Below are 22084 nucleotides of genomic sequence, written 5' to 3' on the forward strand. Positions count from 1 at the left end.
ATGATAACCCAAACCAACGATATCCATGGCGCCCTTTCAGTGACTCGGGGATCCCAAATTGTCGAACTGGTGGAGCAGGTCAACTTGGACATTCGCGGTCTCTACCAGGCGGTGATCGATCTGGCCTCCGAAGGCCTGATTACCTCCAGCGCCATCAATATGGCCGCCGGCATCCTGCTGAAGGATCTGGGACTGCCTAACTATTTTTTCGAGAATCTACAGCAGACCTCCCTGAAAGGCATGCTGGCCTCGATCGCGACTTCCATGGCCGTTAACAAGGACCGCGTTTTTCTGACCGGCCGGGTCGCCAACATCGACTTTTCCCTGGAGCATGAAAATGCCCTGCAGAAAGTCAGGATCGCCACCCAGGAGACCCGGGACAGCATGGAAACCATGCTGAACGAGTCCATATCCGGACATCGCCGGGAATATTATTACAACCCCGAAAGCCAATACTATACGTACATCGCCCGCCCGGAAACCGTGAAAGACTTCGACCGAAAGGAGTTCAAAAAGTCCCGCTTTCTCTTTGACCTGGCCGGGGATTACCACGCCACGCCGGAACCGACACGCATGCGCTATAAAAGGTTTCTGGAGGAAATGGAACGGTCGGCCTTACCGTTCATAGAAGTGTTCAACCTACCCGAAACGGGCGAAACGCGGTTGATGTTCAATTCGGATTTTGAAGATCCTCAAATTGCCATTTTACGAAACATCTGCCAGGATCACGGCTTCGAACTGAACCGGGCCTATTGGGAGCCGTACCTGGGCAAGGCCCGCACCCCATCGTCGATCTGCTCGATCTACCTTCTTGGAGAACTGTCCCAGAAAAAAGAAGCCGCCCTGCTCACGGATCTTGGCGCATTTTTGTCGCTGAGCGTCAATGGTATCACCGAACTCTACGCCAAAAGGCATTTATCCTTCAACGAAATGCTGTTTGCCATCAATGCGGTTGATTTCACGCACATGTTCATTTTCCAGGAACGCGAAAACGGGACGGATCGAGAAATCCTCCAACGTCTCGACAGCCAGGATTACCGGGAAGCCTTTGCTTCAAGGATCCACAAATCCAACAAATCCACCTACAGCTTTAAAATCATCATCGAAACGGTAAAGGCCAATCCGGACCTAATCAAAGAGCTTTACGGAATGTTTGCCGACCGGTTCGATCCATCACACAGGAATCGAATGACCGATAAGCGGATCGAACAGGAATTCCAGGCGTTCAGAAAAACCATCGCCAGCCGATTCATCGATTTCCGTTTGGGCTATGACATTTTTCTCTTCATGTTCAAGTTTGTCTCCGGTACGCTTAAAACCAACTTCTACAAGCCGCAAAAGCGCAGTTTTTCTTTCCGGCTGGACAACCGGGTCCTGGATCCATTGGTTTTCGATCAGTCCGTTTACGGTGTCTTTTTTGTCAACGGCCATTATGCCCGCGGCACCCACCTCAGGGCGGAAGACATTTCCAGGGGAGGGGTGCGCATGATCCGGACCACCCCGGAAAACCACACCGCCGAACTGGACAATGCGGTGCTCCTTAACTTCGCTCTGGGCCCCAAGGCGCAACGCCTCAAACACAAGGATATCTGTGAAAGCGGCGCCAAAGGGGTGGTCATTCCCCACCCGTTGTACGCCACAGGCTATGGCCTGGATGCCCTTTTCGATTTCACCGAGGGGATCATGGACCTGATGCTTGAAACGGACGGGATCGTCGATTACTGCGAAAAACCGGAGATGCTGTTCTTCGGCCCTGATGAAGGCACCGCTTCATTCATGGATGCGGTTTCCTACCGCGCCCGCGAAAGAGGATATAAACACTGGCGAACGATTACAACCGGCAAGAGCTTCGGCATCCCCCACGACACTTACGGACGTCTTGAAGGCGGCACGCTTTTCGGTCTGTTTGACTGCGGAGACAAGGGCACCGGACTGAAAGTCGAGGGTCAATCCGATTTGACCAGCCTGGATATGGATGAAATCCGCGAACGGATCGGCGGCAAAATCGATACCAGCGGCATGACCACCACTTCCGTGGTCACTTCGTTTCGCACCCTGATCGAACATTATGGCCAGCGGGAAGAGGACTTGAATCTCATGATGACCGGCGGCCCGGATGGCGACTTGGGCGCCAACCAGATTCAGTGCTACAAGGGAAAAATCTGCCTGATCGTCGATGGCGGCTCGGTCCTTTTCGATCCGGATGGGTTGAACCGCGACGAGTTGTTAAAAATCGCGTTCAAGCGACACAGCCGCCCCAGATCCAATTCGTTGGCTTTCCCTCCTGAAAAACTGGGCCCAAGGGGTTTTATGGTTCCGATGGCCGCGAAGCGGTGTACCCTTCCGGATGGTGCTTGGGTCGAAGATGGTGCGCTGTTCCATCGGACTTTTCTCACGAATCCGGAAAACCGCAGGTATATCGAAGAGGCCGATATCCGTGCCTTCATTCCTTGCGGCGGTTTCAAGGACACGATCAATCACGGCAATGTCAAAGGCTTTCTGGAAAACTTCCGGGAACTGGCCTTTATCGTCGAAGGCGCCAATGTCTTTTTCGACGATGCGGCGCGGCGTCATATCGCGGCCCACTCCGCCGTCAAGCACATCAAGGACAGCACAGCCAACAAGGGCGGCGTCTTTTCAAGCTCGATCGCCGAAGTTCTCGCCGCGTTTTTACTCGGGGACCAGTATGAAGAAAAACTTCTCGATAACGATGAAATCCGTTGGCGTCTGATTAAAGACATCATGGACCTGGTAGCGAAATATTCCCGGTTGGAAACCAAGGTGCTGATCGAAATCTATGAGCAAAACCCCAAAACACCTCTGTTTACACTTTCCGAACGGACGAGCGAACAAATTTTTGCCCTTCAGGAGGAAATCCAGGCCGATTTGAACGCCGTCCTCGAAGACCGGGATTTGGTCTGGAATACGATGCTTCACTATATTCCATCCATTCTGGTTGAACAGTTGGGCCGGGAAACCATCGAAACGCTGCTGAATGATAATGAGCTTGAAGCGTACCGTAACGCGATAATAACAAAGAAACTGGCTTCGTTGGCCTTTTACAAGTTCGGTCTCGATTGGGAAGAGTACTGCAGCTCCTTTCGAAAGGATTCGATGGAGTCTCTCCGCCGGGTTGTCTGAGGGGATTGTTTTCCAATGGAAGGTCTGATTTCGAAAAAATTCACAAAAAGAATGGACACTCGCGCAAACTTGCGAATAAAATGATTTGACAACACATGCCAAATCTTATTAAGTGAATCTATATTCACATCGATTGTCCTGATGGTAAAAAAAAGGTTTAAAACTGCGATCCGCCATGAACAAATCGCTGAAGCGGCGCTGGACATTGTTCGTTCGGACGGCGTCAAGGGGCTGAACGTCGCTGCGGTAGCAAAAAGGGTGGGATTTGTCCCTTCAGCGGTCTACAGGCATTTCAAAAACAAAAGTGAAATTGTCGACGCGGTATTGGATCTTATCCGGACCCGCCTCAATAAAAACTATCATGATGTGATTCAAAGTGATTTGGAACCGGTTGAAAAGCTGAACATCGTTTTAAACCGACATGTTGAGCTCATCGGCGGCAACAATGCGATTCCTCGAATAATTTTTTCGGAAGAGGTCATCGGAGGTATGCCGGAAAAGCAGCAGCAGCTTTACGGCATTATTCAAGATGTCATTCAAAATGTATCCTTGATTGTGGAGGAAGGACAGAAAAAAGGATCCATTCGAAAAGACATTCCTGCTGAAAATATTGCTGTTTCTTTTTTGGGAATGATTCAGCCTGCCGCGATCATCTGGAATCTGAGCGAAGGCGAATTCGATCTGGTTCAGCACAGCAAAAATGCCTGGATGCTGTTTCTGGATGCCATCCGGGAATCGGTCCGGAAAAATGAGTAACATGCAATAAGTGGGGGCGCCATGAAAAAATATATGATCGCAGCGATCCTGATCGGTGTCGGTATCGTCATTGCCTTCCCTTTGTTCAGCATGACCTACTATACCATGGTGCGAACCTCGACGCCCGAATTCTGCGCCAGCTGTCATGAAATCAAACCGGCGGTGGTGGCCTGGCGTTCGTCCACCCACGTCAACAATCCCCAAGGATTCGTAGCCGACTGCATGGACTGCCACCTGCCTGCCCCTCATAAAACCTTCGATTTTTTCTTCGCCAAAACCCTGCACGGCGCCAAGGACGTGATCAAGCACTTCATCATCGACGAATACGATCGGCAAAAAAACCGCGAGGCTGCTTACGCCTCCTTCGACAATGCCCAGTGCCAGAAATGCCATCGCAACCTGCTGGGCATGCCCCATAAACGCGGTGCCATGCTGGCCCATCGCACCGTACTTTATCCCCGGCCGGGATATGAGAAAAAATGCGTCGACTGCCACTATGACCTGGTGCACAACGACCAAGTGACCGTCATGTACAAGCAATACAGGCAAGTGCCTTATCAGGCTAAGGGATTGAGAAAACTGTAGTCCTTTTATATCCATAACCGTTTACCTGTTTGTTTAACCGAAAGGAGGGTCACCATGAGGCGACGACAATCGGCTGTCCTGTCAGGCATCGCCATGGCGCTGCTGGTGCTGGTCGCGGTGCAATTGCCTGCCTGGGCACAGCCCAACTACGCCAAGGTGAAGGAGTACCGCATCGAACGCAGCGTTCCGCCCGAGGCCGTGGCCTGCATCGAGTGCCACAAGCAGACCCAGCCCGGTTTATTCGGCGACTGGGCCAACAGCCGCCACGCCAATGCCAACATCACCTGTCTGGACTGCCACCTAGCCCAGCCCGGCGATCAGGACGTGGCCAAGGACCACGAAAAATATTACGGCCGCAGCGATCTGCCGTACGGCGAACAGAAGTACAAGGTTCCCATCGCAACGGTAGTCACCCCCAAAGACTGTTCCCGCTGCCACCCGGACGAGGTGACCCAGTACAGCAAGAGCAAGCATGCCAACACCATCGAGATCATGTGGAAGCTGGACCCCTGGCTGAACAAGGGTATGAACTCGGACAACGAACGCAAGACCGGCTGCTACCACTGCCACGGGACGGTGCTGGCCATCGACGAAAAGGGTAAACTGGACCCGACCACCTGGCCCAACGTGGGCGTGGGGCGGCTGAACATGGACGGCAGCAAGGGTTCGTGCACCTCCTGCCACAGCCGCCACCGCTTCGCGGTCTCCGAGGCCCGGCGGCCCGAGGCCTGCGATTCGTGCCACCTGGGGCCGGACCACCCCCAGATCGAGATTTACGAGGAGTCCAAGCACGGAACCATCTACAATGCCTTCGGCGACGAGTTCAATTTCAAGGCCGCCGCTGGGACCTGGTCGCCGGGCACGGACTATCGGGCACCCACCTGCGCGGCCTGTCACATGAGCGGGAGCGGCAAGGTCATGGGCACCCACGACGTCACCGAGCGGATTTCCTGGGAGACCCAGGCCCCGCTGACCGTGCGGCCGGCCGACTTCAAGCCCTTTCCCGCGGGCAACGACTGGCAGGTGGAACGGGAGAAAATGAAGAACGTCTGCCGCGCCTGTCACGGCGACAGCTGGATCGACGACTTCTACCAGGGCTTCGACAAGGCCGTGGAGGAGTACAACGAGGTTTACTTCAAGCCGGCCAAGGCCATGCTGGACGATCTGTACGGCAAGAACCTGCTGGACAAGACCAAGTTTTTCGACGAGCATCTGGAACTGCAGTTCTACGAGCTGTGGCACCACGAAGGCCGGCGGGCGCGCATGGGCGTTATGATGATGGCCCCGGACTACGCCTGGTGGCACGGCTTCTATGAATGCAAGTCCCGCTTCAACGAATTCATGGAAGAGGCCGACCATTTGATCGCCACGGGCAAGAAGGCCTACGTTTATCCGAAGTACCCCAATGCCACCGGCGACACGACCCGACCGCCGAAGATTTTCGGCAAATAGTCCAACAGTCAGACAAACCGAAAGACTCCGTTCCTGTTGCCGGGGACGGAGTCTTTTTTTGAAACGAGGGAGGCAGCGATGCAATGGACGGCCGAGGCCGAAGCGGCACTGAAGAAGGTTCCGTTTTTTGTCCGTAAAAAAGTGAAGTCCCGGGTGGAAAAGGAAACTGCCGCGGAAGGCAAGACGGTGGTTGACATCGAGGCCGTCAAGACCACTCAGAAACGATACTTGAGCGGTATGGCCGCCGAAGTCAAGGGCTATCAGCTCGATACTTGCTTTGGTTCCAACGGATGTCCGAACCGTAGTGTGATTTCAGAGGATCTACTCAAGCGCCTGGAGCAGGTTCTGCAGGAAGCGGATCTGCTCTCCTTTTTAAAAGAACAGGTGGGGGACAATCTCAAGTTCCACCACAAATTTCGAGTGTCCGCGGCCGACTGCCCCAATGCCTGCTCCCAGCCGCAGATCAAAGACATCGGCATCATCGGTGCGGTGACGCCGGCCATTACTGAGGAAACCTGCAGCCAGTGTGCTGCATGTGTCGAGGTTTGCCCGGACGATGCGATCACCATCAATGAGACGGTTGCCATCGACCGTGATCGCTGCATGGCCTGCGGCAAATGTATCGTTGCCTGTCCGACCGGTACCCTGGGCGAAAAGGCCAGAGGCTATAGGGTATTGCTGGGCGGCAAGCTGGGAAGACAACCGCGGTTGGCCAGGGAACTGCCCGGTATTTTCAACGAGCGAGAGGTGCTTGACATCGTTGATGCCTGTCTGGTGCTCTACAAAAAGAAGCGTCGCGGCGGCAAACGCTTTGCGGCAGTTCTGACCGACACTGATTTCGACCAACTGTCCAAGCGATTTTGGAAACAAAACTGGCCTGGTTTTCAAGCAAGAAAAGTGAACAAGTTCTTTACGTCAGGCGCTGGAAAGATACCGTAATCTTCTCCTGCTTGAGATTGTTTTTTTAGAAGACGGATTTTTCGAGTTCCGTTTGACCCCAAATCGATTTCACTAAATAGACACTGATGTTACGTGGCAACGGCTGACCCAGAGGAGAAAATCAATGAAAATTGACTTAAGTCATACATTCCGTTTTTCTAAACCAATACACTCCGATCTATAGCATTCACAAATGATCCGTTCTGCTGTTCGCTAAATATAGAGACCAAAGCCTTTTCAATTGTAACCAGCTAAACTTACATTTTTTTCAAATTTGTACAATTGGATCCGTTCTTGCTCGAGTGTCGATCAGACTATCTTAACCCCCACTAAATGGAGGTGCAAATGTCGGAGCGCCGCTTCCTTTCCACCCTTCGTTTTTTCCGTCCCAAAGGTGAAATCACCGGTTGCAGGGAAAAAAAGACCAGGGACTCCTGGGCCGAAACGCGATGCGGTCAGCGCGAATGGGAGGATCTGTACCGCCGCCGCTGGCAGTACGACAAAAAGGTTCGCTCCACCCACGGGGTCAACTGCACCGGATCCTGTTCCTGGGATGTCTACGTCAAGGACGGCATCCTGGTGTGGGAAACCCAGGCCACGGATTACCCTGCTTGCGGGGATGGGTATCCCAACCACGAACCCCGGGGCTGCCCCCGGGGCGCCACCTATTCGTGGTACACCTACAGCCCGGTGCGTTTGAAATATCCGCTGGTCCGATCGAGCCTGATGGGCATGTGGCGCGAGGCCATGGAGCAGTTCGGCGACCCGGTCGCTGCCTGGGAAAGCATCGTCAACGATGATGACAAGCGCCGACGATATCAGCAGGAACGCGGCAAGGGTGGTTTTATCAGGGTCTCCTGGGACCAGGTCGCAACGATGATCTCTGCGGGGCTGATCCATACCATAAAAAAATACGGCCCGGACCGCATTTTCGGGTTTTCCCCCATTCCGGCCATGTCCATGGTGTGCTATGCCTCGGGTTCCCGTTTCCTGTCGCTGATCGGTGCCTCCATGATCAGCTTCTACGATTGGTACTGCGACCTGCCGCCCGCCTCTCCACAGATCTGGGGCGAACAGACCGATGTCCCCGAGAGTGCCGACTGGTTCGAATCCTCCTATTTCATCGTCTGGGGCACCAATTTGCCCATGACGCGCACCCCTGACGCCCACTTCTATAGCGAAGCCCGCTACCGCGGTGCCCGGGTGGCGGCGGTGGCTCCCGATTATGCCGAGTACGTCAAGTTCGCCGATACCTGGCTGCCGGCCAAGGCCGGAACCGATGCAGCTTTGGCAATGGCCATGAGCCACGTCATCGTCAAGGAGTTCTACATCGACCGTCAGGTTCCCTATTTCATGGAATACGCCAAACATTATACCGATCTGCCGTTTGTGGTGGTTCTCAAGGATATGGGTGAGAACAGCGCTCCCGGCCGTTTTCTGCGTGCGGCCGACCTCGATCCGGAAGCCAACAATGCTCGATGGAAGACTGTGGTGGTCGATGGGAATGACGGCAGCTTGCGGGTGCCCAACGGCAGCATCGGATTTCGCTGGAACGAGGACGGCCGCTGGAACCTGAACATGAAAGACGACAGCCGGCCGATCGATCCGCTGCTAACCTTCGCCGAACAATCCGAGGGATGGCAGGAGGTTTCCTTTCCGGTATTCGACGCAACCGGCACCGGGGTTCGAAAGGGCATTGTTCCATTTAAAATGGTTGCCGCCAAAACGGGTCATCTGAAAGTGGCGACGGTTTTCGACCTGATGTGCGCCCAGCTGGGCGTGCCGTCCAAACACGCTCCCTCGACACCTGCGGACTATCCAACCGACTATACCGATGCCAAACCATACACGCCAGCCTGGCAGGAAACCATCACCGGCGTACCGGCGGACGATGCCATCCGGGTCGCCCGCGAATTTGCCGACAATGCCGAAAAGACCCGTGGCAAATCGATGATCTTTCTGGGCGCCGGCACCAACCACTGGTACCACAGCGACATGATCTACCGCACCATCATCAACCTGGTCACGCTGTGCGGCTGTCAGGGCGTCAACGGCGGCGGCTGGGCCCACTATGTGGGTCAGGAGAAGGTGAGGCCCCAGGCGGCCTGGTCGCAGGTGGCCTTTGGTTTGGACTGGCGGCGGCCGCCGCGACTGCAAAACGGCACGTCGTTTTACTATTTTGCCAGCGACCAGTGGCGCTACGACGGTCAACGGCCCGAAAGCGTCCTGTCACCCCTCTCCGAACGGGCAGCACTGCCCCACATGGCCGACTACAATGCCATCGCCGCCCGACTGGGCTGGCTGCCCTCCTATCCGCAGTTTGATCGCAATCCCATCGACCTCATTCACGAAGCCGTGGCCGAGGGCGCCGCCACGGATGAACAGATCATTGCCTATGCGGTCGATAAGCTCAAAACGGGTGATTTGCGGTTCGCCGTCGAGGATCCGGACAACCCGGCCAATTTCCCGCGGGTGCTGTTTCTATGGCGGGCCAATCTGCTGGGGGCCAGCGGCAAGGGCCACGAATATTTTCTCAAGCATCTGCTGGGCACGGAAAGCGCCGTACTCAACACGGACAGCGACTTGCGCCCTCAAGAGATCCAATGGCGCGATCCGGCACCGGAGGGCAAGCTCGACCTGTTGGTCACGCTGGAACTGCGCATGTCCACCAGCGCCATGTACGCCGACATCGCCCTGCCGGCCGCCGGCTGGTACGAGATGCACGATCTGAACACCACCGACATGCACCCGTTCATCCATCCGTTCAACCCGGCCATCGATCCGCCCTGGGAGACCCGCACCAACTGGGAACAGTTCAAGACCATCGCCGAGAAATTCTCCCAGATGGCAGCCGATCATTTAGGCGAGGTCAAGGACCTAGTAGCCACGCCCCTGATGCACGACAGTCCCGGAGAAATCGCCCAGCCCGACGTTCGGGACTGGCGCAAGGGTGAATGCGAACCGCAGCCGGGCAAGACCATGCCCAGCCTGACCGTGGTGACCCGCGACTACCCCAATATCTACCGCATGATGACCGCCCTGGGTCCTTTGGCCGCGTCCGCGGGCGTTGGTTCCAAGGGTATCCTGTGGAAGGCTGAGGAAGAAGTCGAGGCGTTGAAAGCTTCATTGGGTTGCGTGACCGACGAGGGCGTCAGCCGGGGACAGCCCACCATGCAGACCGCCAAGCAAGCCTCCGAAACCATCCTGATGCTGGCCCCGGAAACCAACGGCGAGACTGCGGTCAAGGCCTGGACCGGGCTGGAAAAACGCACCGGCCTCTCCCTGAAACACCTGAGCCTGCGCCGCCAGGGCGAGCGATTCCGATTCGACGACCTGACCGCCCAGCCGCGCAAGATTATCACCTCGCCGATCTGGAGCGGCATCGAATCCGAGGAGCGGCGCTATTCCCCCTTCGTGATCAACATCGAGGAGAAGGTGCCTTTCCGCACCCTCACAGGCCGGGCCCAGTTCTATCAGGATCATCCGTGGATGCTTGATTTTGGGGAACATCTCCCGGTCTACCGACCGCCCATGGACATGACGAGCATGGAACCGAGCAGCGTTGCCCGCGAACCTGAACGGGAACTCGTTCTCAACTACCTGACGCCCCACTCCAAATGGTCGATCCACAGCACCTATTCAGACACGCTGACGATGCTGACGCTGTTCCGCGGGGGTGAGGCCATCTGGATCAACGACGAGGACGCCCGCAAGATAGCGATCAAGGACAACGAATGGCTCGAGTGTTTCAACGCCAATGGGGTCGTGATGGCCAAGGCCGTGGTGAGCCCGCGAATACCGACGGGCAAAGCGTTCATGTACCACGCCCAGGAGCGGCTGATCAATACGCCGGGGTCGAAGCTGTCCGGCAAACGCGGCGGCACGCACAACAGCGTGACCCGCATCGTGGTCAAACCCACCCACATGATCGGCGGATACGCCCAGTTGAGCTATGGCTTCAACTATTATGGGCCCATCGGGTCCCAGCGTGACGAGACCATTATCGTGCGCAAAGCCGGGGAGGTGAACTGGTATGAAGATTAAAGCGCAATATGCCATGGTGTTGAACCTGGATAAATGCATCGGCTGCCATACCTGCAGCATTCCCTGCAAGAATGTGTGGACCAATCGCGACGGCGCCGAATACATGTGGTTCAACAACGTGGAATGCAAACCCGGCATCGGCTATCCGCAAAAGTGGGAGAACCAGGATATCCACAAGGGCGGCTGGCAGCTGAAAAGAGGACGACTACAGCTCAAAGCCGGCGGACGCCTGCACAAGGGGATCAATATCTTTCACAACCCCGACCTTCCCACCATCGATGATTATTACGAACCGTGGGATTATGATTATGCAAGACTTATCGACAGCCCCAAGCGCAGGCACCAGCCGTCCGTGCGTCCTCGCAGCCGCCTGACCGGCGAGCCGATCAACCTCAAGTGGGGACCCAACTGGGAGGACGATCTGGCCGGTCTGGCCGAAACCGGCGCCGGGGATACCAATTTCAAGAATCTGGAGATCGAGACGTATCTGCAGTTTCGCAACGTGTTCATGTTCTGGTTGCCGCGTCTATGCGAACACTGTCTCAACCCGGCCTGCGTGGCCTCCTGTCCGTCCGGGGCGCTTTATAAGCGTGAGGAAGACGGCATCGTCCTCGTGGACCAGGAGCGCTGCCGGGGCTGGCGCTACTGCGTATCCGGCTGCCCGTACAAAAAGGTTTACTTCAACTGGAAGACCGGACGGGCGGAAAAGTGCGTCTTCTGCTATCCGCGCATTGAAGCCGGTCTGACTACCCTGTGCGCCCACAGCTGCGTGGGGCGTATCCGTTACGTGGGCGTCCTGCTTTATGATGCTGATCGAATTAGTCCGGCAGTAAAGGCACCATCCGACCAGGCGGTCTACCCAGCCCACCTGGACATCCTGCTCGATCCCAACGATCCCGAGATCGAACGTGCCGCAACAGCCCAGGGGATCGCATCGAATGTGCTGGCTGCAGCCAAGCGATCACCGACCTATGCATTGATTAAAGAATGGCGCCTGGCCCTGCCGCTGCATCCCGAATTTCGGACCCTGCCCATGGTGTGGTATGTGCCGCCGTTGAGTCCGGTCAGCAGCCAGGTAGCGCCTGTTCAGGAATCGGAGACCATCGATCGCCTGCGCATTCCCATGGCCTATCTGGCCAACTTGCTCACCGCCGGTGATGAGGTGCCAGTTAGGACGGCGCTTAAACGCCTCTCGGCCGTCCGTCAATATATGCGGACCCAACGGGTGGAAAAGCGGTCCGATAAATCGCTGCTCGACTCGGTGGGGCTGGACGAAGACACGATCCAAACGATGTATCGTCTGCTGGCGTTGGGGCGACTGGAGGACCGTTTCGTTCTGCCGACCCGGCCCGTGCAGGATGATGTTAATTACGCCCGGCAGGGATGCTGCGGATTTGGCGACACCGTTTGACCGGGCAGGCAAAGGAAGACTGTAAAATGAACGATCATTGGACCGATTGGCTGCACCTGCTTTCCGTGTTGCTGAACTATCCCGACGAGAAGCTGTTTGACGGCCTGGATGAGATTGTTTCCGTCACCGGCCATTCTCTCCCGGCGGACGTCAACTCAGCCATCCAGGCGTTTGTAAACGATCTTAACACCTACAGCCTGATCCAGGTGCAGGAAAGATACACGGCAGCCTTCGATATCGATCCGACGATGACCCTGAACATGACCTATCATACGCATGGTGACAATGAAAAGCGAGCCGTTGCCCTGGCTCGCCTGCAGCACCATTACGAGCAGGCCGGCTGGGAACGCATCACCGGCGAGTTGCCCGATTATCTGCCCATGATGCTGGAGTTTCTCTCGATCTGTCCCGATCCGGTTCACACCGAACTGGCCTGGCAATGTCTGCGGGGCATTCGGCCGCTGTTGACCCGTCTGGGAAAAAAAGCTCCGGTCTATGCGGCCTTGTTGCAACCGATTGTCCGTATTGCCGAAGAACGCGGCGTGCCGGTCGCCAATGGTGAGAATCCCCCCGGAGTGAATGCGTAAACCGCAGGAGGAGAACCATGGACTTTTACTATACGCTGATTTTCACGGTTTTTCCCTATCTGTGCCTCACCACCTTCGTGGTCGGACATGGCTATCGCTACGTCACCGACCGTTATGGGTGGAACGCTCGCTCCAGCGAGTTCCTGGAAAAAAAGGCCCTCTTCCCCGGAACGGTTTTATTTCACTGGGGCATCGTGTTCACCTTCCTGGGTCATGCCGGCGGCCTGCTGATTCCCCAGCGGGTCTTTGATCTTTTCGGCATCGACAGCCAGGCACATCTGACGATCGCCTACTGGAGCGGTTTGGCGGTCGGACTGGCGGCATTTTTCGGTGTGCTGCTGCTGTTTCGGCGGCGCCTGACGCATCCGCGTATCCAATCGGTCAATCGCACCAACGACACCATCACTATTGGTGCATTGTTCGTTGTGATCAGCACCGGGTTGTTCAATGTCATATTCGGACATTACAACGTGCTGTATAGCGTCGCTCCGTGGATCCGGGGCATCGTGACATTCACGCCAGATGCCATGTTGATGAAAGGTGTTCCGCTCAGCTTTAAAATTCATGTAATTGCGGCTTGGGCGCTGCTCGCCTACTCGCCCTTCAGCCGGTTGATTCATATCTGGAGCTTGCCGCTGACCTATTTTTTCAGGAGTCACATCCTGTTCCGTCGTCGGGTGCCAAGCCAATAAAAAACCGGTGGTTTCATCCTGACTGAAACGTGGGGAGGTGCACTGATGAATGACAACGTCTGCTATGCCAAATCCAGCCCGCGTGAAGCCTTGACTTGGTCAACAGTAGCCTTTTTCGGGGGTTTTGCAGGTGTATCCGCGTTTGGTCCGATCATTCCCACCCTCAAGCAAACCATGGCCATGAGTCCCTTGTTGATGGGGCTGTTGGCGGCCAGCCCGGCACTCACCGGATCCTTGTTGAGGATACCTTTTGGCGCCATGGTGGATCGTAGCGGTGGTAAAAAGCCGATTCTTATCCTCTTGTCCCTGGCCGTTCTCGGCGTTGCCGGAATCACCTTGATGTTCGGCCTGTTTCCATCGCCAGCACCTGTTCATTTTCCGTTTTTCCTGCTGTTCGGGATCCTATCTGGCTGTGGAATCGCTGTTTTCTCGGTGGGTATTCCGGCCGTATCGTACTGGTATCCGCAGAAAGCTCAGGGGTCGGCGCTGGCCATCTATGCAGGACTTGGGAATCTTGCTCCGGGACTGTTTGCCATGTTGTTGCCATCGATGGTGGTTTGGCTGGGATTTACCGTCTCCTACGTGGCTTGGTTGGGATTCCTGATAATCCTCACTGGGCTGATCTTCAAGTACATGCAGGATGCACCCTACTTTCAATACCGGGAAATGGGCATCGACATCGATCCAGAGGCCTTACTTCTTGCTTGTGGAGAAGAACTGCTTCCTTCGGGCAAGGCCATGGAGTCGATTCGTAAGGCGGGCTCCGACTGGCGTACGTGGATATTGACCTACTTCTACTTCATTACCTTCGGAGGCTTCATCGCCTTGACCGTATGGTTTCCAACCTACTGGTCGGAGTCGTTCAGCATAGGGCTGGTTCAGGCAGGGATGCTAACCGCCATATATTCCCTGTCGGCCAGCCTGCTTCGCGTCTTGGGCGGCTATGCCGCGGACCGTATCGGAGGTGAGAAAGTCACGCTGCTATCCTTCGTGGTGATGATAGTTGGCGCCCTGTTAATAGTTCTGTCTAATCAGTCGCTTAGCGTAGCGGTGGCGGGGATGTTGCTTATGGCTTTAGGCATGGGGTTTGCCAATGCCGCTGTTTTCAAGCTGGTGCCGAAATATATGCCGGCCGCGGTCGGCGGTGCTGCGGGAATTGTCGGCGGATTGGGTGCATTCGGCGGATTTGTCATACCCCCAGTGATGGGGATATTCGTAAAATACAGCGGCCCTGCTGGATATGCCCAGGGATTCAGCGTATTTTTAGGCTTGGCCCTTTTGGCTGTCGGGTTCGTTACTATTTTGAATCTTCAGACACCGATCAGTGAAAAGACCGCCAACCCAGCTTCCAACCAATAAGCTTGTATTTTAGCTTGAGTGTAAAATCGAAAGGAGTTTATCATGGATATTGCGACACGGTATTTAGGTCTTCATCTAAAAAGCCCCATTGTTGCCAGCAGTAGCGGATTGACCGATTCGGTTAAGAAGGTGAAAACGCTTGAGGAGTGCGGTGTTGGCGCCGTTGTTCTGAAATCGATATTTGAAGAAGAGATCCTTTTTGAACATGAAGATATTATGAAGGAGGCCGAAGCGGCAGGTGTGAACCTGGATCAGTTCGATTATTTGGACTTTCAATTAAGAGGCGAGAAGCTGAATAAATACATTGAGTTGATCAAAGAGTCCAAAGCAGCGACGTCGCTTCCGATCATTGCTAGCATCAATTGCGCCTATTCACACGAGTGGATCTCTTTTGCCGAGCAGATCCAGGGGGCTGGCGCGGATGCGATCGAGCTCAACATGTTTTTTCTGCCGTCGGATTTTTCCCGGTCCGGTCAGGAACAGGAAACCATGTACTTCAAGATTATCGAAAAATTGCTCAGCACCGTCTCCATACCGATTGCGCTGAAGATCAGCTACTACTTTTCCAACCTGGGCCAGATGATCCAACGGCTGTCGAAGACCGGGGTGTCCGGCCTGGTTCTCTTCAACCGGTTTTTCAGTCCGGATATCGATATCGACAAGCTGACCATCAAATCCTCCTTTGTCCTCAGCTCGCCGGAGGAGTTGGCCATATCCCTGCGTTGGATTGCCATTATGGCCAACAAGGTCGACTGTGATCTTGCCGCTTCGACGGGGGCCCATGATGGTGCCGCCGTGATTAAACAATTGCTTGCCGGGGCTAAAGCCGTTCAAGTGGCGTCCACCCTCTACAAGCATGGGACGGAATATATCCGTGATATGCACGATACGCTGAACGCGTGGATGGAAAAGCATGGTTACAACAGCCTTGCAGACTTCCGGGGAAAAATGAGCCAGGAAAAAGCGAGCAATCCGGCAGCCTATGAACGGGTTCAATTCATGAAATATTTCAATTAAAGGAGGCCGGCCATGAACACGCCACCCAATAATGCAAAGCCCAAAAACCGCAATTTCCGATCATCCATATCCGTATCCAGCAAAGAAGTCTGCCAGGATGAAGCCTGCATCGGCAAAGATGTGAATCCGGCAACCGCAACACCTGCAGAAGCTGCCCACACGGATAAAGGCAACCCAAAACGATCTGGGACCAGCATGTCTGTCAGCGGGAAAGAAGCCTGCTCCGAGGAAGCATGCATCGGACAAAAATGAACCCGGATAAAACAAGCCATTCAGTCACGCTTTGGATTGGAGTTCGCAACCGGAGGGGGGCGACGAAACCGAAATGAGCGTATGGTTTTGCAAGAATCTCGGTGATGCGATGTTGGCCTTTCAGGGCTTGAGCCGAGTCAAGGATGCCTTTCAGTCGGCATATGCTAACGCCGATTGTCCCGATAACGCGGCGGTTTTCCTTCGTCATGAATCGGGGCGACTTCATTGTGAAGCCAAGGTTTACTTTTCTCCTGCATCGGCTCATATCGCACAATCACTTGGGACTGAGTCATGCCAGAAACCTGTGAAAGATGGCTTGAGCCTGTTGGTGGGGTCTCCTGGCGCCTGGTCGGTGCTATTTCCGGAGGGTGACTGAACACCGATTGATGATAAGATTACATGTGTTGAGCCTATACCACCAAACCCATCGACACAAAAACGATGATACCCTCAAACCAATACGACAGGTCTAATTGGTTGAGTACCACCCAATTTTTGCTCTGCGATGAGTGAGGCCACACCGACGGGAAGAACAGAAAAGATCAGGACCACGGCCAACGGGTTCAAGGCGACGATGGCCAGATTTGCGAAACAGCGGCGGCGCTTGGATGTCAGAAGGTTCTTAGAATGTGAAAACTTTATCGGCATCCATGGCAATTTCATATAAATCGTCCATCCAACCGATCGGGCATGTTCCGGATCCCACCAGACCGTGGGATTTCATGCAGACGCCTCAGACATAGAAATCGCCTTCGAACTGATTGATCTGGCCCATGACATCGAAAGGCTCACTGCCGGCCTGTTCGAAAAGAACCCCTTTGCCGAGCATGAACACCCTGACTTCATCGCCTTTTTTAACGGCCACATTGGCAAGCCGCATGGCATTATAGATCGTTTCCCCATCATCGGATGAAATTATAAACAATACGTTCATAGTTCTCTCCGGAAATCTACATGGATAGGGTTCAAATTTTTTCTCTAATTTTTTAATCCAAGCCTTTTGGCAAGATTGTGAAGATTACTGCGATGCATGTTCAAATCTCTTGCCGCTGCGGCCCAGTTGCCATTGTTCTTGTCGATGGCTTTTTGAATCATCCTTATTTTAAGCGCCCTAACCGCATCGTTGAATGAAAAATCCTTCGTAAAAACAGTTTTTTCTTCAGGTGGTTGCGGCCTTTCCGAAAGATGCGCCGGGACAAAATCGCCGCCCAAATGGGATGGATAGATGACCACCGGATCCCCTCTGGTAACGTCGAAGGAAGCTTTCAACACGGCCCGGGAAATAACATTTTCCAGTTCTCTTACGTTTCCCGGCCAATCATATTGCGTCATCGTTTCATATGAATCGGGGTTTATCCTGACAGGCCCCAATCCCAAACGACGCTGGATGCGTTCGCAGAAATGCCCGGCCAGCAGGGGGATATCCTCTTTACGCATCCTTAGTGCTGGGACGTTTAGGGGGTAAACGTTCAATCGGTGAAAAAGATCCGCCCTGAAGCGTTTGCTTTCGACCTCCTGTTCAAGATTTCGATTCGTGGCGGCAAGCAGTCGCACATCGACCCTCGATGTCATATCCGATCCAACGCGCTGAATTTCACCTTCCTGGATGGCCCGCAACAGTTTGGGTTGAACCGATAGCGGCAACTCTCCAATCTCATCGAGAAAAAGCGTGCCCTCGTTGGCCAGTTCGAATTTTCCTGCACGATCTCTACTCGCACCGGTAAAAGAACCTCTGGTATGGCCGAACATTTCGCTCTCGGCAAGCGTCTCCGGCAAGGCGGCACAATTCAAATATAACAGGGGAGCCTCTTTCCGATTCGAAGCCGCATGAATGGCCCTGACGACCAATTCTTTGCCGACACCCGTTTCCCCCAAGACCAAAACGGTAAAATCGGAACGGGCCACCAGATCGATCTCCCGACGCAAATGTTCCATTACGGAGCTGCCGCCGAGAATTTGCGTCCCCTGGCGCAAATGAATGTCCTGCATCAAATCACTGGCAATCTGACCCTGTCGTTCGGCACTTTTCTCCAAAGCATCGATCAGGTTGGCCGTTTGCATTTGTGCCCCGGCCAACGCGCCCATGGCTTTCAAAAAGCGGGGATCCATGTCGTCGAATGCCTTGGGATCGAATGCATCAGCGGTGAGCACACCAATGAGTGCATTGTTCACACGTAGCGGGCAGCCCAGGCACGCGTGGATATGGCTCAATGCACCGGCATCCGCAGACAGCAGACCATCGAATGGGTCAGGGAGCGTGTTGTCTGCCGGAAACCGCACCGGTTCATCAGAATTGCAGATGATGTCTAATCTTGGGTGCGTGCTCCTCGCAAATTGCCTGCCCATGGCGTCCGGAATAAGTCCACGGGCGGCGACCGGAACCAACAAGTCCCCATCCACCCGCATCAGTGCCGCAGCGTCATAGGGAAGGAACTTTGCCATAGCACTGAGCAGCCTTTCGTAGCGGTCCTTTGCGCTCATCGCTGCTGTGAGATCGACAGCAATGGAAACCAATGGTTCGATCATATCCATGTTATACTTTATACAACGATGTTATCACAAACACAACAGATAAGTCGTTTTCATTATTACAACATCCAATATCAACTTGTTGATATATATATATTAATAAATTCATGGCACGCCCGTTGCTCAATAAAGGAGCAAACGAACTAAACTTCCTGAATCTACAAGGAATGGAAGGAGGAGCCATGAACGAGACCAAACGACTTTGGATTATCTTGGGTGCAGTGATTTTTTCCACCTTGTTCGTCCTGGGTTGGTTCGGACGCGAATTGTACCGCAACGTGCCGCCTACCGGTTGTTCCGGGGTCGGACCAAGCTACATTCGCAATTGGCGTGCTTTTAGACCGAAAATAGGCCCGTTTTTAGGCCTTAAATCCATGTTTTTGGGGGTGAAAAGGGCTATTTAAGAAATCATCCGATAAAAAGTTCGGAAACAGTAAATTTGAGCGAACAGCCTGCCTTGGGATGTGTTCAATCCGATTATGGCAAAAGGACTTTTAAGGCCGGAACGATAGCTGGAAAATCACTTTGTATGGTTTCCCAAACGATTTTTGTATTGACGCCAAAATATTCGTGAGCCAGAAGGTTGCGCATATCTCGTATTTCTCTCCAAGGGATGGCGGGATTTTTCGCGGTAATGTCATCGGGTATGTGGCATGCTGCCTCGCCGATGATTTCAAGGTTGCGGACCACCGCATCTATCGTTTTGGAATCCCCTTTAAATTGTTGGTAATTATACCCTTTTGTATAGTCGTGGATTCTTTCGATAGCGGCAAGGATGTCACGAATCCGGATATCCCAGCGTCTAGGCGGCATGGATAGCCTCTTTCATGATATCTGCTTTTAGCGCATGGTGGAGACCGTCGGGGGTGGTAAGGTCGACATCGCAGTTTAGCACCTGGCTGAGTTCATGTTGCAGTTGGGAAAACCGAATCATGCCGATACGTGCGTTCGGATTGAACTCCACAATAAGGTCAATATCGGAGGTTTCCGTAGCCTCATCTCTGGCTGATGAACCAAAAAGGTAGAGCTTATCTACGGAATAACGCCTTAGTAAATCCTTTTGCCCTTTGAGTATGGTTATAATTTGCTGGCGTTTCATTTAGAAATGTTTGGCCGCAAAGGCTCGGCCTGAATGGGTTTTTAAATAGTTTTCAAATGCAGCCGCTTTTTCACGGGAGCGAAATGCGATGGCAGTCTCGATTGTCCAGGGCCGATACTTGGATGTGTAAGAAACCTGACCTGCATTGTGGGCTTGGAGTCGGGTTTCAAGATTTTGGGTCAATCCTGTGTAATATCGATTGTTGTCTGATTGGCTGGTAAGGATGTAAACGTAGTGGAATGCGTTTTTCATCGGTTTTTAGCTTCAGGTTGTATTAAAGCTAATTTTAGGGGCATTTTGCAACTAGCTGATTGGCGGCCTTCATTCTCAACTGCGTTTCGTGTGAAGGCTGGCTTGCCAGGGCGTAGTTCGGAACGCAATGCGGAAGAAAGATAGTAATAGCCCGGCTTCGCCCATGGGGGCTACGCCGTGGCAGTCTTCTTTCTCAACTGCGTTTCGAACGAAGACTGGTGGAGGCGGCGGGAGTCGAACCCGCGTCCGAAAATATTCCACACAGATCTCTACATGCTTATCCTGATCTCTAAGTATCGCCTTCGCTGAGTCTCCATCAGGCGGGGTACTGCAAAGGCTATCCTGCTAAAATTTCGTCGCTACTGTAGCAGGCATTCAGTAGCGGCTATCCCACTAGTCGACGCTCTATCCAGGTTCGCGGGAAAAACCCGGTAGAACGGTAGCATTAAGCTGCTACGGCGTAGTTATAATCGTCAGCGATTATATTTAAGTCCCGCCAGTTTTACGAGTCGGCAGGAGCTCGGCATGCAATCTGAGCTTCTTTATCCCCGTCGAAGCCGTTTCGCCCCCAATTTGTTAAAGAACCATTAACCAAATTAAAATAAAGCCTGATCGGTGAAATGTCAAGATAAGCTGAAACTAAAAAATCACATGAAGCGTTTAATTACAACAAATCGTCTATCGGTGTATACGCCAAACCAAAGGCGTCGGCAACCGCTTTATAGGTGATTTTGCCGTCCACCACGTTGGCGCCCAGGCGGATTTCCCGGTTTTCCTGCATGGCTTTTTTCCAGCCCTTATCGGCGATGGCCAAGGCATAGGGCAGGGTGGCATTGGTCAGCGCCAGGGTCGATGTCTTGGCCACGGCACCGGGCATATTGGCCACGCAGTAGTGCACTACACCGTCCACCACATAGGTTGGATGGCCATGGGTCGTGGGCTTGGATGTTTCGAAACAGCCTCCCTGGTCGATGGCCACATCCACCAGCACCGAACCCGGCTTCATGGTTTTCAGCATGTCGCGGGTGACCAGCTTGGGGGCCTTGGCACCGGGGATCAGGACGGCGCCGATGACCACGTCGGCTCTTTTGACCAGGTCGCGGATGGTCGCCGGGCTGGACATCATCGTAAAACAATTGGCCGGCATGACGTCGCTCAGGTAGCGCAGGCGGTCCAGGTTCATATCCAGCAGATACACCTTGGCGCCCAGGCCGCAAGCCATCTTGGCGGCATTGATGCCCACCACGCCGCCGCCGATGACCACGACGATGCCCGGATCCACGCCAGGCACGCCACCCAACAGCACCCCCTGGCCGCCCTGGGCCATTTCCAGATACTTGGCTCCCTGCTGGATGGCCATGCGTCCGGCCACTTCGCTCATGGGGGTGAGCAGCGGCAAATGCCCATTGGCTTGCTGGATGGTTTCATAGGCGATGCACACCGCCTGGCTTTTGATCAGGGCCCGTGTCTGGGTCTCATCGGCGGCCAGGTGCAGGTAGGTGAAGATAATTTGCCCTTTGCGGATCATGTCGTATTCAGGGGGCAGGGGTTCCTTGACATGCATGACCATGTCGGCTTTGTCGAAAATCTCTTTGGGCGTGTCGATCAGGGTGGCACCGGCTTTCTGGTAGGCCGCGTCCGTAAAGCCCGACCCCACCCCGGCGTTTTTTTCCACCAGAACCGTGTGACCATTGTGATGCGCCATCACTTCCACGCCGGCCGGGGTCATGCACACCCGGTTCTCTTCTGTTTTGATTTCTTTTAAAATTCCAACAATCATGGCATCTCCTTATCAGAACCCCCAGATGATCGTTGCGGGATGGACAGACAAACAGATCCGCAGCGCTGGTTAGTAAAAGGCAAAAGCCGTTACCATACCAAAGAACAACCCAATACACAAATTATAGCGGGTTTTCATCAGGTGGGTAAGCCTTTTTTGATTCCACTGATTAGCAATATATTCCGGATG

19 protein-coding genes and 1 other RNA gene are annotated in these 22084 nt (G+C 54.0%); 13 read left to right on the top strand and 7 right to left on the bottom strand.

Going from position 1 to position 22084, the window contains the following annotated elements; all coding sequences use genetic code 11:
- The 12 genes from Dvar_RS04525 to Dvar_RS04580 all read left to right on the top strand — a co-directional run bounded on the left by Dvar_RS04525 (position 1) and on the right by Dvar_RS04580 (position 16235).
- Positions 1–3141, top strand: coding sequence for an NAD-glutamate dehydrogenase domain-containing protein (locus tag Dvar_RS04525; RefSeq protein ID WP_419660521.1), 3141 nt, complete (start codon positions 1–3; stop codon positions 3139–3141).
- Between the two features lie 141 nt (positions 3142–3282).
- Positions 3283–3897 (top strand): TetR/AcrR family transcriptional regulator, encoded by a 615-nt coding sequence (locus tag Dvar_RS04530; RefSeq protein WP_155302332.1) that lies wholly within the window; start codon positions 3283–3285, stop codon positions 3895–3897.
- Positions 3898–3918: 21 nt separating this feature from the next.
- Positions 3919–4482, top strand: coding sequence for a NapC/NirT family cytochrome c (locus Dvar_RS04535; RefSeq protein WP_155302333.1), 564 nt, complete (start codon positions 3919–3921; stop codon positions 4480–4482).
- Positions 4483–4536: 54 nt separating this feature from the next.
- Complete coding sequence (locus Dvar_RS04540; RefSeq protein WP_155302334.1) at positions 4537–5934, top strand: multiheme c-type cytochrome; 1398 nt, start codon at positions 4537–4539, stop codon at positions 5932–5934.
- A gap of 78 nt (positions 5935–6012) precedes the next feature.
- The gene (locus Dvar_RS04545) at positions 6013–6873 is read left to right on the top strand and encodes a 4Fe-4S binding protein (protein ID WP_419660522.1); all 861 of its coding nucleotides are present in this window, start codon (positions 6013–6015) and stop codon (positions 6871–6873) included.
- Positions 6874–7218: 345 nt separating this feature from the next.
- Positions 7219–10917 (top strand): nitrate reductase subunit alpha, encoded by a 3699-nt coding sequence (locus Dvar_RS04550; protein WP_419660523.1) that lies wholly within the window; start codon positions 7219–7221, stop codon positions 10915–10917.
- Positions 10907–12328 carry a nitrate reductase subunit beta gene (narH, locus tag Dvar_RS04555; protein WP_155302337.1) on the top strand — a complete coding sequence of 474 codons (1422 nt, stop codon included), beginning with the start codon at positions 10907–10909 and terminating at the stop codon, positions 12326–12328. The genes Dvar_RS04550 and narH overlap by 11 nt, the downstream gene beginning before the upstream one ends.
- A gap of 26 nt (positions 12329–12354) precedes the next feature.
- Positions 12355–12915, top strand: coding sequence for a nitrate reductase molybdenum cofactor assembly chaperone (narJ, locus tag Dvar_RS04560; protein ID WP_155302338.1), 561 nt, complete (start codon positions 12355–12357; stop codon positions 12913–12915).
- Between the two features lie 17 nt (positions 12916–12932).
- On the top strand, positions 12933–13607 hold the full coding sequence (gene narI, locus Dvar_RS04565) for a respiratory nitrate reductase subunit gamma (RefSeq protein WP_155302339.1): 675 nt from the start codon (positions 12933–12935) through the stop codon (positions 13605–13607).
- Between the two features lie 45 nt (positions 13608–13652).
- Positions 13653–14966 carry an MFS transporter gene (locus Dvar_RS04570; RefSeq protein ID WP_155302340.1) on the top strand — a complete coding sequence of 438 codons (1314 nt, stop codon included), beginning with the start codon at positions 13653–13655 and terminating at the stop codon, positions 14964–14966.
- 42 nt (positions 14967–15008) lie between these two features.
- Complete coding sequence (locus Dvar_RS04575) at positions 15009–15983, top strand: dihydroorotate dehydrogenase-like protein (protein WP_176603280.1); 975 nt, start codon at positions 15009–15011, stop codon at positions 15981–15983.
- Positions 15984–15995: 12 nt separating this feature from the next.
- Positions 15996–16235 carry a hypothetical protein gene (locus tag Dvar_RS04580; RefSeq protein ID WP_419660524.1) on the top strand — a complete coding sequence of 80 codons (240 nt, stop codon included), beginning with the start codon at positions 15996–15998 and terminating at the stop codon, positions 16233–16235.
- Positions 16236–16857: 622 nt separating this feature from the next.
- Here the strand turns inward: Dvar_RS04580 and Dvar_RS04585 are convergent.
- Complete coding sequence (locus tag Dvar_RS04585) at positions 16858–17169, bottom strand: DsrE family protein (protein WP_419660525.1); 312 nt, start codon at positions 17167–17169, stop codon at positions 16858–16860.
- Between the two features lie 44 nt (positions 17170–17213).
- Complete coding sequence (norR, locus tag Dvar_RS04590; protein WP_419660526.1) at positions 17214–18767, bottom strand: nitric oxide reductase transcriptional regulator NorR; 1554 nt, start codon at positions 18765–18767, stop codon at positions 17214–17216.
- Positions 18768–18946: 179 nt separating this feature from the next.
- Here norR and Dvar_RS04595 point away from each other — a divergent pair, with 179 nt between their 5' ends.
- Positions 18947–19168, top strand: coding sequence for a hypothetical protein (locus Dvar_RS04595; RefSeq protein WP_419660527.1), 222 nt, complete (start codon positions 18947–18949; stop codon positions 19166–19168).
- A gap of 73 nt (positions 19169–19241) precedes the next feature.
- On the opposite strand, the gene Dvar_RS04600 is transcribed toward Dvar_RS04595, so the two are convergent.
- From Dvar_RS04600 to ald, 5 genes are all read right to left on the bottom strand, one after another.
- Positions 19242–19577: a DUF86 domain-containing protein gene (locus Dvar_RS04600; protein ID WP_419660528.1), complete on the bottom strand. Its 336-nt coding sequence runs from the start codon at positions 19575–19577 to the stop codon at positions 19242–19244.
- Positions 19567–19863 carry a nucleotidyltransferase family protein gene (locus Dvar_RS04605; RefSeq protein ID WP_419660529.1) on the bottom strand — a complete coding sequence of 99 codons (297 nt, stop codon included), beginning with the start codon at positions 19861–19863 and terminating at the stop codon, positions 19567–19569. Before Dvar_RS04605 ends, Dvar_RS04600 begins: the two co-directional genes overlap by 11 nt.
- Entirely contained in the window at positions 19864–20115 is a 252-nt protein-coding gene (locus tag Dvar_RS04610; RefSeq protein ID WP_419660530.1) for a GIY-YIG nuclease family protein, read from the bottom strand.
- Positions 20116–20331: 216 nt separating this feature from the next.
- Positions 20332–20685, bottom strand: a transfer-messenger RNA (tmRNA) gene (gene ssrA, locus Dvar_RS04615).
- 94 nt (positions 20686–20779) lie between these two features.
- The gene (gene ald / locus Dvar_RS04620; protein WP_419660531.1) at positions 20780–21895 is read right to left on the bottom strand and encodes an alanine dehydrogenase; all 1116 of its coding nucleotides are present in this window, start codon (positions 21893–21895) and stop codon (positions 20780–20782) included.
- Positions 21896–22084 lie beyond the last annotated feature (189 nt).

It is taken from the genome of Desulfosarcina variabilis str. Montpellier, from assembly GCF_048565275.1.
Taxonomy (GTDB): Bacteria; Desulfobacterota; Desulfobacteria; order Desulfobacterales; family Desulfosarcinaceae; genus Desulfosarcina; species Desulfosarcina variabilis.

What these genes read in the sequence shown, in the direction of transcription:
- narH (WP_155302337.1), top strand. Translation starts at nt 10,907, where the DNA reads ATGAAGATTAAAGCGCAATATGCCATGGTGTTGAACCTGGATAAATGC.
- narJ (WP_155302338.1), top strand. Translation starts at nt 12,355, where the DNA reads ATGAACGATCATTGGACCGATTGGCTGCACCTGCTTTCCGTGTTGCTG.
- Dvar_RS04570 (WP_155302340.1), top strand. Translation starts at nt 13,653, where the DNA reads ATGAATGACAACGTCTGCTATGCCAAATCCAGCCCGCGTGAAGCCTTG.
- Dvar_RS04595 (WP_419660527.1), top strand. Translation starts at nt 18,947, where the DNA reads ATGAACGAGACCAAACGACTTTGGATTATCTTGGGTGCAGTGATTTTT.
- Dvar_RS04545 (WP_419660522.1), top strand. Translation starts at nt 6,013, where the DNA reads ATGCAATGGACGGCCGAGGCCGAAGCGGCACTGAAGAAGGTTCCGTTT.
- Dvar_RS04550 (WP_419660523.1), top strand. Translation starts at nt 7,219, where the DNA reads ATGTCGGAGCGCCGCTTCCTTTCCACCCTTCGTTTTTTCCGTCCCAAA.
- Dvar_RS04610 (WP_419660530.1), bottom strand. Translation starts at nt 20,115, where the DNA reads ATGAAAAACGCATTCCACTACGTTTACATCCTTACCAGCCAATCAGAC.
- norR (WP_419660526.1), bottom strand. Translation starts at nt 18,767, where the DNA reads ATGGATATGATCGAACCATTGGTTTCCATTGCTGTCGATCTCACAGCA.
- narI (WP_155302339.1), top strand. Translation starts at nt 12,933, where the DNA reads ATGGACTTTTACTATACGCTGATTTTCACGGTTTTTCCCTATCTGTGC.
- Dvar_RS04540 (WP_155302334.1), top strand. Translation starts at nt 4,537, where the DNA reads ATGAGGCGACGACAATCGGCTGTCCTGTCAGGCATCGCCATGGCGCTG.
- Dvar_RS04605 (WP_419660529.1), bottom strand. Translation starts at nt 19,863, where the DNA reads ATGAAACGCCAGCAAATTATAACCATACTCAAAGGGCAAAAGGATTTA.
- Dvar_RS04580 (WP_419660524.1), top strand. Translation starts at nt 15,996, where the DNA reads ATGAACACGCCACCCAATAATGCAAAGCCCAAAAACCGCAATTTCCGA.
- Dvar_RS04530 (WP_155302332.1), top strand. Translation starts at nt 3,283, where the DNA reads ATGGTAAAAAAAAGGTTTAAAACTGCGATCCGCCATGAACAAATCGCT.
- ald (WP_419660531.1), bottom strand. Translation starts at nt 21,895, where the DNA reads ATGATTGTTGGAATTTTAAAAGAAATCAAAACAGAAGAGAACCGGGTG.
- Dvar_RS04535 (WP_155302333.1), top strand. Translation starts at nt 3,919, where the DNA reads ATGAAAAAATATATGATCGCAGCGATCCTGATCGGTGTCGGTATCGTC.
- Dvar_RS04600 (WP_419660528.1), bottom strand. Translation starts at nt 19,577, where the DNA reads ATGCCGCCTAGACGCTGGGATATCCGGATTCGTGACATCCTTGCCGCT.
- Dvar_RS04575 (WP_176603280.1), top strand. Translation starts at nt 15,009, where the DNA reads ATGGATATTGCGACACGGTATTTAGGTCTTCATCTAAAAAGCCCCATT.
- Dvar_RS04525 (WP_419660521.1), top strand. Translation starts at nt 1, where the DNA reads ATGATAACCCAAACCAACGATATCCATGGCGCCCTTTCAGTGACTCGG.